At 54.4% G+C, this 10,325-nt stretch carries 13 protein-coding genes; 7 read left to right on the top strand and 6 right to left on the bottom strand.

Annotation, left to right across the window (positions count from 1 at the left end; translation table 11 throughout):
- From H096_RS33730 to arsN2, 4 genes are all read right to left on the bottom strand, one after another.
- A partial coding sequence (locus H096_RS33730) for an MFS transporter (protein ID WP_346963009.1) occupies positions 1-634 on the bottom strand: 634 nt, incomplete at its 3' end.
- 84 nt (positions 635-718) lie between these two features.
- Positions 719-1,804: an NAD(P)/FAD-dependent oxidoreductase gene (locus H096_RS29880; protein ID WP_033902854.1), complete on the bottom strand. Its 1,086-nt coding sequence runs from the start codon at positions 1,802-1,804 to the stop codon at positions 719-721.
- Positions 1,805-1,842: 38 nt separating this feature from the next.
- A complete protein-coding gene (locus H096_RS29875) occupies positions 1,843-2,190 on the bottom strand; it encodes a metalloregulator ArsR/SmtB family transcription factor (RefSeq protein WP_032856864.1) in 348 nt (115 codons plus the stop codon).
- 180 nt (positions 2,191-2,370) lie between these two features.
- Complete coding sequence (gene arsN2, locus H096_RS29870; RefSeq protein WP_033902853.1) at positions 2,371-2,832, bottom strand: arsenic resistance N-acetyltransferase ArsN2; 462 nt, start codon at positions 2,830-2,832, stop codon at positions 2,371-2,373.
- Between the two features lie 129 nt (positions 2,833-2,961).
- Between arsN2 and H096_RS29865 the strand changes: the two genes are divergently transcribed.
- From H096_RS29865 to H096_RS29835, 7 genes are read left to right on the top strand one after another with little or no spacing between them, the layout of a single operon-like run.
- Positions 2,962-3,384, top strand: a complete 423-nt coding sequence (locus H096_RS29865; protein WP_033902852.1) for an arsenate reductase ArsC — start codon at positions 2,962-2,964, stop codon at positions 3,382-3,384.
- The gene (locus H096_RS29860) at positions 3,381-3,737 is read left to right on the top strand and encodes a metalloregulator ArsR/SmtB family transcription factor (protein WP_032856860.1); all 357 of its coding nucleotides are present in this window, start codon (positions 3,381-3,383) and stop codon (positions 3,735-3,737) included. Before H096_RS29865 ends, H096_RS29860 begins: the two co-directional genes overlap by 4 nt.
- A gap of 24 nt (positions 3,738-3,761) precedes the next feature.
- Positions 3,762-5,045 carry an arsenic transporter gene (locus H096_RS29855; protein ID WP_033902851.1) on the top strand — a complete coding sequence of 428 codons (1,284 nt, stop codon included), beginning with the start codon at positions 3,762-3,764 and terminating at the stop codon, positions 5,043-5,045.
- Between the two features lie 16 nt (positions 5,046-5,061).
- Complete coding sequence (locus H096_RS29850; RefSeq protein ID WP_033902850.1) at positions 5,062-5,532, top strand: arsenate reductase ArsC; 471 nt, start codon at positions 5,062-5,064, stop codon at positions 5,530-5,532.
- A gap of 47 nt (positions 5,533-5,579) precedes the next feature.
- Entirely contained in the window at positions 5,580-6,293 is a 714-nt protein-coding gene (gene arsH, locus H096_RS29845; RefSeq protein ID WP_033902849.1) for an arsenical resistance protein ArsH, read from the top strand.
- Between the two features lie 20 nt (positions 6,294-6,313).
- Complete coding sequence (gene arsC / locus H096_RS29840) at positions 6,314-6,736, top strand: arsenate reductase (glutaredoxin) (RefSeq protein WP_033902848.1); 423 nt, start codon at positions 6,314-6,316, stop codon at positions 6,734-6,736.
- Between the two features lie 29 nt (positions 6,737-6,765).
- Positions 6,766-7,839 carry an ArsO family NAD(P)H-dependent flavin-containing monooxygenase gene (locus H096_RS29835; RefSeq protein ID WP_033902847.1) on the top strand — a complete coding sequence of 358 codons (1,074 nt, stop codon included), beginning with the start codon at positions 6,766-6,768 and terminating at the stop codon, positions 7,837-7,839.
- 47 nt (positions 7,840-7,886) lie between these two features.
- On the opposite strand, the gene H096_RS29830 is transcribed toward H096_RS29835, so the two are convergent.
- On the bottom strand, positions 7,887-8,417 hold the full coding sequence (locus H096_RS29830; RefSeq protein ID WP_033902846.1) for an arsinothricin resistance N-acetyltransferase ArsN1 family B: 531 nt from the start codon (positions 8,415-8,417) through the stop codon (positions 7,887-7,889).
- A gap of 287 nt (positions 8,418-8,704) precedes the next feature.
- Entirely contained in the window at positions 8,705-9,925 is a 1,221-nt protein-coding gene (gene chrA, locus H096_RS29825) for a chromate efflux transporter (protein ID WP_051422251.1), read from the bottom strand.
- Positions 9,926-10,325 lie beyond the last annotated feature (400 nt).

The raw sequence follows: 10,325 nt of genomic DNA, 5'->3' as shown, positions 1-10,325 counted from the left end.
GCCTGCAGCCTACGTTGCATGCGGCAATACTTTTCGTACAAAGCCTAGGAATGGACGAGGGACTTGTAAGAGGTGCAGATTCGGCTGGGGGGCCTTTCTCGCTGGGAATTGTCAGAAGATGGATTGGTAGTCCAACTACCAGGTGCATTGCGGCTAAGGCAAAGCAACTGTACCTCCACCCGATCTGGTGCTCTAGGCCTGCGATCAGTGGCCAGCCTAAGGTGCTGGCAAACCCACCTAGCAAGGTTAGACCAGTCATCGAGGCACGTGCGTGGTCGCCAAGTAGTCGTCCGAGAGTCGAAAACGCTGCGTCATAAAGGCCAGCAGCCATGCCCGCGCCGATCAGCGTCCATGCTAGGTAATAAACGGCCAAGTGACTGGCTAAGCCCATCAACAGCATACCCATCGCCAAAAATAACGAGCTAGCTGCCAACACGGGGCGTCCCCCACTTTGATCGATCCATCGTCCCACCATGGGCGAGCAAGCTCCTGCGACCAGCAGTCCCCAAGATAATCCAATCACTACGCTCGTAACTGACCATCCTGTTTCTTTGGTGATTGGTGTTGCAAGAACTGCTGGCAGGTAATAGGTCGAACTCCAAGCAAGGATTTGTGCGATGCCTAATGCCCACACAAGCTTGAATCGGTTGATAGGTCGTTGGCTGCTTTCTAGGTTTTTCACTAGCTACGGACTCTTGTTTTTTCGGACGCCAGCGGCTCAGTTTTGCGTTACGAGCGTCGGGGCGGCTTCTAACTTACGAACTCGCTTTAGCAAATACCGAAGTATTTGTTCGGCATCAGGCCCCACTCCTCGTAGGGTTGCAGAAGCGAAGTTGCGTTGTTTGGGCAAGCCTACAAAGTACAAGCCTGGAACATGAACGGCTCGCCCGTCGCGCTGCGCCACTCGTCCCTGCTCATCCATTACTGGAAGGCCTTGGAGAAATGGCAGGTTCGGACGATAGCCAGTGGCAAAAATCAGGCTATCAACGGTTTCATGCTGCCCTTCGGCCCAAATAACGCCTGTTGAAGTGACCTCGGAGAACATTGCTGCTTGATTGAAGCGTCCGGATCTCAGAGCCTTTCTGTACGTACCGTCGTCCAGTACAGGCGTGCTTTGATCGTTTAGCCACTTAGTTTTCTCTAGGCCTGTCCATTTCAACCAAGTATGAAAATCTGCTCCTAATATCCGTTGTGGCGCGAATCGAATCGCCTCTCGCGTGGCCAGAGTCACGGTTGCAACTTTGGATAAATCGTAAGCGATTTGTACAGCCGAGTTAGCAGCGCCAACTACGACGATGCGTTGCCCACTAAATGCTTCTGCATTCCGATAATGAGCACTGTGAAGCTGAGTGCCGCTGAAGTTCTTGAGCCCAGGGATATCGGGTACGTAGGGACGACTGAAGGCTCCTGAGGCCACGACCACCGCTCTCGCACAAAAGCTTTGTCCGTTCGCTGCAGTGATCCGAAATCCTTCGCCTTCCTGACCTACGTTCGCGACCCTAATCCCTTGAAGGATAGGTAACCGGAAGAAGTCGGCATAACCTTCCAGATAACGCACTACTTCATCCCGAGAAGGGTAGTGGCCTGCTGCTCCAGGAAATGGAAGCCCCGGAAGAGAGGAATATGCTGCTGGCGAGAACAATTCAAGGCTGTCGTAGTAATTACGCCAGTTCCCCCCAGGCTGCGATTGCTCATCAAAAATGCGGAAATTGAAGCCGTGCTGCTTCAGGTGCCAACCGGTAGCCAACCCTGCTTGGCCAGCACCAATGACAATAACATCCAACATCTGACTGCTTATGTTCATGTATGCGCACTCATGCACGTATTTATGCAAAAAAAGGCTCAGACCTTTTCGCCTGGACAGCACAGTGGAACGATGCTTTTGGTGTGGATGAGGATGGCCTCTAGACGCTTGATAATGGCTGGGCCGTCCACTTCATAGAACATCTGGCGCCCTACCTTAGTGGCTCTAACGATCCCCGCCTCTAGTAGCACCTGAAGGTGGCGAGACACAACCGAACGCTCTTGAGGTAAGTCAGCCGCAATTTCAGTGACATCAGCACGGCCTAGTAGCATTACGCGCTTCAGCACTGCGATTCGCGGTGGCTCACAGAGGGCTTTGAAGAATGCACCGTCCAGCGATTCTATGGCGGCCTCGATTGCCTGGGTTCGGTTCAGTAATAAGGTCATGTAGCGACTATATGTGCATGTACGTGCACATGTAAAGGTCGGGTCGACAAAGCACGACCTGCCAGCACTCCAGAGGGCCGTGCCTATCTACTGACGAGCAACACCTCAATCCAGGTGCCAAACTTCTCAATGGGATGATCGGCCAACCTTCTGCTGCTAGGTTATCGGTAGCGTCGACAATCAGCCATCGTCCAGCGGTAACGCCTTGCATATGTAACAAGCCGAGCCAGGGCAAAGCCCCCTAAACTGCTCCGTCTGTGAGATCAGAGGCGGCGCAGAGCCCCGTTGATGCACTGCGTACCCCTGCTGCTCAAAAAATCCTGGCGCTGTTGTTGTCAGCAAATGAAATCGAGCGATTCCCTGCCCGGCGGCTATCGCTTCAATGACTCGAAGCATTTCAGCTCCAACCCCTTTCGATCTGCATGCCGGCTCCACGACCAGGGAACGCAGCAACCCGTCCGTACCATGCGTTTCGAATCCTCCCCATGCGACCGTCTTACTGTCCAGCGTGAACTCAAAAAAGGTTCGGCCCGGAAGATCAATATCGTCTGATGGAAGGTCAGCAGATTTCAGTGCATCGCGAAAGCGCTGCCATTGCCCACCGGCTATTTCCGTTGCCTGGATCATCATCTCCCACTCCATCCTTCCATCTCCTTTGTGCTGCTTTGCATGGACTGTTACGGCCCAAGCCGAAGCCGTAGTCATCATATTCGCTTTACCGAATATCTGCCAAAGCGTATATTCGATTTTCCATATGCATCGAGTCTAGTCATGACCCCTGCTATCAAAGTGCTTTTCGTGTGCGTTGCCAACTCAGCCCGCTCCCAGCTTGCAGAGGCTTTGCTGCGTCACACCGACCCGCGCTTCGAGGCCTTCAGCGGAGGATCCCAACCCTCTGAGGTTGATCCGCGCACGATTCAGGCGTTGGAGGCAGTTGGAGTCGATGCGACGGGCCTGCGAAGCAAGTCCATCAGCGAGTTTCAAGCTGATCGATTCGATTACGTAATCACTCTTTGCGATAAATCCGCCAGCGAGTGCCTACCAATGCCCAGTGCAGGTGAAGTCATTGCCTGGGACTTTCCTGACCCAGTAACGAACGATGATCCCGGTGCATTTCGCCACACGCTCCACGACATCCACGAGCGCATCAAGCTCTTCGTTTTGGTCAAGACCAAACACCTGGAGGATCTATGACAGAACCCATGAACCCCACCACGTTATTCAAGTGCTTGGCGGATGACACCCGAGCCAAAATTTCCCTGCTTGTCGTGAGCGAAGGCGAGCTGTGTGTCTGCGAGCTGACGGCGGCACTCGACCTGAACCAGCCGAAGATTTCTCGTCATTTGGCCCTGCTGCGTTCTGCTGGTTTGTTGATGGATCGCCGGCAAGGTCAGTGGGTGTACTACCGCCTGAACCCCGATTTGCCTGCGTGGGTAACTGCGGTTTTGAAAGAAGTCGTAGACGCCAATCAGCAATGGCTGGAAACCGAGACTAAACGCCTGTGCGGTATGAACGACCGTCCGATCAACCAGGCCGTGTGCAGCTGATTCACGCCCAACCGGATTAACGAAATGCTGATTGCCGTATTGATATTTATCGCCACCATCGTGCTCGTCATCTGGCAGCCCAAAGGGCTCGGAGTTGGTTGGAGTGCCACGTTGGGTGCCATCGTGGCGTTGCTGGCAGGCGTCGTTACTCTTGCAGACATACCCGAGGTCTGGCGCATCGTCTGGAATGCTACCGGAACTTTCATCGCGGTCATCATCATCAGTTTGCTGCTTGATGAGGCAGGCTTTTTTAAATGGGCTGCGCTGCATGTGGCCCGATGGGGAGGCGGAAGCACCCGCAAGCTGTTCGCATTTATCGTCCTGCTTGGCGCAGCGGTGTCGGCCCTGTTCGCCAATGACGGAGCAGCATTGATCCTCACACCCATTGTGATCGCGATGTTGCTGGCGTTGCGTTTTTCTCCTGCGGCTACTTTGGCATTCGTCATGGCAGCCGGTTTTATCGCCGACACGGCGAGCTTACCGCTGGTGGTTTCCAACCTGGTCAACATTGTTTCTGCCGACTACTTCGATATCGGCTTCAACGAATATGCTTCGATCATGGTGCCGGTAAACATCGTCAGCGTGGCAGCGACATTAGCCATGCTGCTGTGGTTTTTCCGCAAAGATTTACCAAAGACCTATGACCTCAACCAACTGAACAATCCGGACGAGGCAATCCACGACCGGGCCACGTTTGTAGCCGGCTGGTGGGTGCTGGCACTACTCCTGATCGGCTTCTTTGTCATTGAGCCGTTGGGGGTGCCAATCAGCGCCATTGCAGCGGTCTGTGCGTTCATTCTCTATGTCATCGCGGCTCGTGGTCACGCCATCAACACAAGCAAGGTGCTCAAAGAGGCCCCATGGCAAGTAGTGATTTTTTCTTTGGGTATGTACCTGGTCGTCTATGGCCTGAAGAACGCCGGCCTGACCGACCACATCGCGCAGATCCTGAACGTGTTCGCCGGTTATGGCGTTTGGGGCGCGTCCCTGGGTACAGGGCTGCTAACAGCATTGCTGTCTTCGATCATGAACAACATGCCCACGGTTCTGGTTGGTGCCTTATCCATCCAAGCCGCCGAAGTTGATGGCGTCGTACAGCAAGCAATGGTGTACGCCAACATCATTGGCTGCGATCTAGGCCCGAAGATCACTCCAATTGGCAGTCTGGCCACGCTGCTGTGGCTGCATGTGCTGGCCAAGAAGGACATCAAGATCAGTTGGGGTTACTACTTCAAGACTGGGATCGTGCTGACCTTGCCTATCCTCGTCGCCACCTTGTCTGCCCTGGCATTGCGCCTCAGTTTCTGAATCAAGGAATCTTCTGATGAAAGTCTTGTTCATGTGCACCCACAACAGCTGCCGCAGCATTCTGTCCGAGGCGCTTTTCAACCACTTGGCGCCCGAGGGCGTAGAAGCTGTCAGCTCAGGAAGCTTTCCCAGTGGCCGGGTGAATCAAAGGGCACTGCAGACACTGGAGGCGGCGGGTATCTCTACTGCGGGCTTAAGCAGCAAGGCTTCGGACGCTTTTGAAGGCTCGCCGCCAGACATCGTGATCACTGTCTGTGACCGGGCTGCAGGTGAGGCATGCCCAATCTTCTTCGGGCCAGCTTTGAAGGCGCATTGGGGGCTGGCCGACCCGTCTGAGGCTAGCGGGTCGGAAGCCGAGATCACCGCTGCGTTTGAAACCACACTAGCCAAAATTCACGAACGCGTGAGCGCATTTCTTGCGCTGCCACTGAAGACCATCAGCACTGACCAGTTGAAAGCTGAATTGAATCGCATCGGTTCGCTTTAAAGACCAACCGAGGCGGCCCCCAATCAGGCGCCGCCGTAGGAGTTTGTATGCAAGAGACATTGCCGAACGTTCACGCCGACCTGATCGACATTCCTTCGTTGGAGCAACTGGCACCTCGTACGCCTTCGCTCCATAAGCCTCGAATTCTGCTTTTGTACGGATCGACGCGAGAGCGCTCTTTCAGCCGGCTGGTGACTCAGGAAGCAGCCCGCTTGTTGGAAGAGTTTGGCGCCGAAACCAAGATCTTTGACCCATCAGGTCTCCCGCTGCCGGATGACGCTCCCGATACACATCCCAAGGTCGCTGAGCTGCGCGAGCTGATGCAATGGTCTGAGGGGCAGGTGTGGTGCTCCCCTGAGCGTCACGGCTCCATGAGCGCAGTATTCAAAGCCCAAATTGACTGGGTACCGCTGGCGATGGGCGCTGTACGGCCTACGCAAGGCAAAACCCTTGCAGTGATGCAGGTCTGCGGCGGCTCCCAATCTTTCAACGTGGTCAATCAGCTGCGCGTACTGGGCCGATGGATGCGGATGTTCACCATCCCAAACCAATCTTCGGTGGCCAAGGCATTTACCGAGTTCGACGAGGCAGGTCGTATGAAGCCGTCCTCGTACTACGACCGACTCGTGGACGTGATGGAAGAGCTGATGAAGTTCACCCTGCTGTTGCGGGATCGCCAGGATTATTTGGTTGATCGGTACTCCGAGCGCAAAGAGTCCGCCGAAGAGCTTTCCAAACGCGTCAACCAGCGCTCCATCTAACGTCAGTGCGAGGAAACTGTATGAGCCAGATCACGATCTATCACAACCCGCAATGTGGCACCTCTCGCAACACCTTGGAGCTGATCCGCAACAGCGGAGAAGAGCCGACTGTTATCGAGTACCTACAGACCCCACCTGACCGCACCACGCTTGTCAGGTTGATCAAGGATATGGGTATTGAGATGCGGGCCCTGCTTCGCATCAAAGGCACTCCTTACGAGGAGTTGGGACTGGGCGATACGTCACTTACTGATGATCAGCTCATCGATGCCATGATGGCTCACCCCATCCTGATCAATCGCCCCATCGTCGTGACGCCCTTGGGCACACGCTTGTGTCGACCGTCAGAGGCAGTCCTCGACCTTCTGCCGCAAGAGCAGCGCGGCAGCTTCGTCAAAGAAGACGGACAAGTCGTCATTGATGAGAATGGCCGCAGGGTTTAAACCGATGTAAAGCAGATGGGCCTGGGGGGATGCTGGTGAATCAAAACTCGAAATTTGATGTAGTGGTCATTGGCGGTGGCCAATCCGCGCTCACCGTAGCCTATTTCTTGAGGCGTACAGGCCTTTCCTATGTATTACTCGACGCCGAGTCAGCACCGGGAGGGGCCTGGCGGCATGGGTGGGATTCTCTCCGACTATTCTCGCCGTCTGCTTGGAGCTCAATTGCCGGCTGGCCCATGCCAGCAGTATCCGAGGGGACTCCTGGGCTGGACGATGTTATCGACTATCTAACTCTGTACGAGCGTCGATATGACTTTCCCATCATCCGATCCACGCGGGTAAACCGTGTCGAGAAAATCGAAGACGGATTACGGGTTGTCTCCGAGGACAGAGCCTGGGAGGCCAAAGCGGTTATCAGTGCAACAGGCACCTGGAGCCGCTCATTTATCCCAAGCTATCCCGGACAGGAGTTGTTTTTAGGGCAGCAGCTTCATTCCGCTCATTACGTTGGGCCGGATGAGTTTGAGGGGAAAACTGTCCTTGTCGTCGGTGGTGGCAACTCGGGAGCCCAGATTTACGCCGAGGTTTCCAAAGTGGCTCAGACAACCTGGGTAACTCAAGAAGTCCCAAAGTTTCTACCTGATGAGGTTGATGGGCGCGTCCTGTTCGAACGAGCTACAGCTCGATTGAAGGCGCAACAGGATGGTGTGGAGCCTGAGCAGCCCGCTGGAGGGTTGGGCGACATCGTAATGGTGTCATCGGTGAAAGACGCTCGTGAACGCGGTGTATTGAGAGCGGTACGGCCATTCACGCACTTCACTTCGACAGGCGTTGTGTGGTCATCAGGAGACGAAACAAAGTTGGACGTTGTCATCTGGTGCACGGGATTTTCTCCCGCGCTCGACCACCTGAGCAGCCTGGGCGTTGTAGGCCTGGACGGTAAAGTGGCTGTGGACGAAAATCGAAGTGTTGCGTCACCCAATTTGTGGCTGGTGGGTTACGGCGATTGGACGGGGCTCGCCTCTGCGACATTGATCGGAGTAACCCGCACCGCTCGGGATGTAGTCAACCAAGTCCAAAGCTATCTCACTAGCGAACCCTGATGTCTCGCGACGCAAATCGAGTGTGCCTACTGTGATGCGACTTCAAGCTAAGGAAAGAGAATAGGCTCCAGTGGAGGAGTTGCCGGACACAGCCCGAGTCGCCAGTAGCCGACGTCGTGCCATTTCCCAAGCTTGAAGCCTACCTCCGGATATGTGCCGATGTGGACGAACCCCAGCGACTCATGCAGGCCCACACTTCCTTCATTGGGCTGTGCAATTCCGGCGTACGCTGCGCGAAATCTCTGCTTCTCAAGAATCGGAAGCAAGGTCTCATAGAGCTCACGGCCAACACCCTGACGGCGAGCCGATTCAGCTATGTATACCGTCACGTCAACTGCCCATCGGTAGGCCGGGCGTGCGCGGTGCTGGCTTGCATAGGCATAGCCCTTGACCTCCCCATCTTCTTCGGCCACAAGGTAGGGATATGTTTGAAGTGTGGTGGCTATTCGCTGAGCTATTTCCTCAGCGCTTGGCGGGATCTCTTCGAACGAGATCGCCGTTGTCGAAACTATCTGAGCGTAAATGCACTGGATAGCTTGTGCATCTGCCACCACTGCAGCGCGAATTGTGACAGGCATGTAGGACGTCCATGAGTAAGAATTTGAACACTACCTTTTCCTGGTCAGCTTTCGCCATTAGGCCATTAGAAAAAAGAGCGGCCTGAAATCTGTGTACCTCACTTGGGGGCTTGTCTTTCGTATAGTCCTAGCTCAAGACCACAGAAGGTTTATCGCGAAATTAGGGCCGCAATACATGCTCTCAGTTCTGCCCCTTAGGCTCATCAAATCCATCGGCTGCATCAACAGCTCAGCACACTGTAATCGTGCGCGAAGCAACTCGTCCTGACGGTATCGTTTAGCCGGCCTCAAAATACACTGCTGAGTAACCATCCGAAGAGGCCTCCAGCCAAGACTACCAACCATGGAGGAGCCTTCCAGAACATCAAGGCCACGAGAGCTATCAGCGTCAAGCCAAAGTCTGTAGGAGTGAATATGGCACTCGTCCAGACAGGGTTATACAAGGCCGCCAGAAGAAGGCCCACAACTGCTGCGTTTACGCCTGAAAGTGCAGCTTGGGTGCGTAAGCTTTTCCGCAGTTGCTCCCAGAATGGCAAAACGCCGATTACGAGCAGGAAAGAAGGGGCAAAAATTGCTAGGACGCACGCGGTAGCCCCGAGCCAACCAGAAGGTTGGGCATTCATGGACGCGCCAAGAAATGCTGCGAAGGTAAAAAGCGGGCCCGGTACGGCCTGTGCTAAACCATATCCGGCAAGAAATGTGTCATTGGCTACCCATCCGTTCGGCACGGTAGCTGATTGAAGCAGCGGCAGCACGACGTGCCCACCTCCAAAAACTAATGACCCAGTACGGAAAAAGGCATTTACCACAGCTAACGCTTGAGAGGGCCACACTTGAATCAGTAATGGCAGGCCAGCTAAAAGGCCGAAGAACAGCAGCAACAACACCACGCCGACTTTTCTGCTCACCGATATGGGCAAAGACTCCGTAGTTTGGCTTTCATCGGTTTTGAAGAGCATCATTCCTATGACAGCGCCGAAGAAAATCACGCCGATCTGCCCCCAGGCATGCGGCCAAAGCAGTGCAGCATAGGCAGCAAACACGGCGACGGTTATTCGAGGGGCATCAGTGCAAAGACTGCGGCCCATTCCCCAGACGGCTTGAGCAACGACAGCCACCGCGACAATTTTAAGACCATGTAAAAGACCGCTCGGAAGCGCCCCTCCCCACGAGGACATACCCTGAGCGAATAAAACCAGGATTATTGCCGAAGGCAATGTGAAGCCTGCCCACGCAGCTACTGCTCCAGGAAACCCAGCACGAGATAGTCCTAAACCTATTCCAACCTGGCTACTGGCGGGCCCCGGCAAGAACTGGCACAGAGCAATCAAATCCCCATAGCTACGCTCGCTCAGCCATTGGCGTCGAGCGACAAATTCTTCGCGAAAGTAAGCTAGATGTGCAATCGGGCCTCCGAAGGAGGTGAGCCCTAGGCGCAGAAACACCAGAAAAACCGCCCAAGGGGAGTCAGTCGTGACGGCCTTTACACTACTTTCGGCTGACAATATTCATCACTCCCAAAATGATTGCTGCACAAAACCAAATACTTTGGAGCAAACGGTATATAGGCTAAACGATGGCCTTCCTTAGGCATACGCGGCTAGCCCTGCGAGTGGATCAGAACTTGGTTTCATAATGATGTACCAACCTCAGCGAAAACCAGTTCGAGTTCTAAGCGGGTCTCGCGAGATGCTTACGGCTTTCACCATTGCCACACGTAACAGAGCCGTATCTACAAATTAGACTTTGCTAAAAAACCAACTCTTCAGCTACCTCTCCTTCAGCATTAAATTTTCGTGGGGCTTGACACTGAGTCCCGATCAAGGGTTGATTTGCTGTATACTGCCGGCTCTGCATACCCTGAATCGCCCCTAGTTTCGTAGACACCTCCAAGCCTTAAAATGAGGC

The sequence above is a fragment of the Pseudomonas sp. FH1 genome, assembly GCF_000510895.2.
Classification (GTDB): Bacteria; Pseudomonadota; Gammaproteobacteria; order Pseudomonadales; family Pseudomonadaceae; genus Aquipseudomonas; species Aquipseudomonas azotoformans_A.
This window is presented reverse-complemented; position numbering and strand designations above follow the sequence as displayed.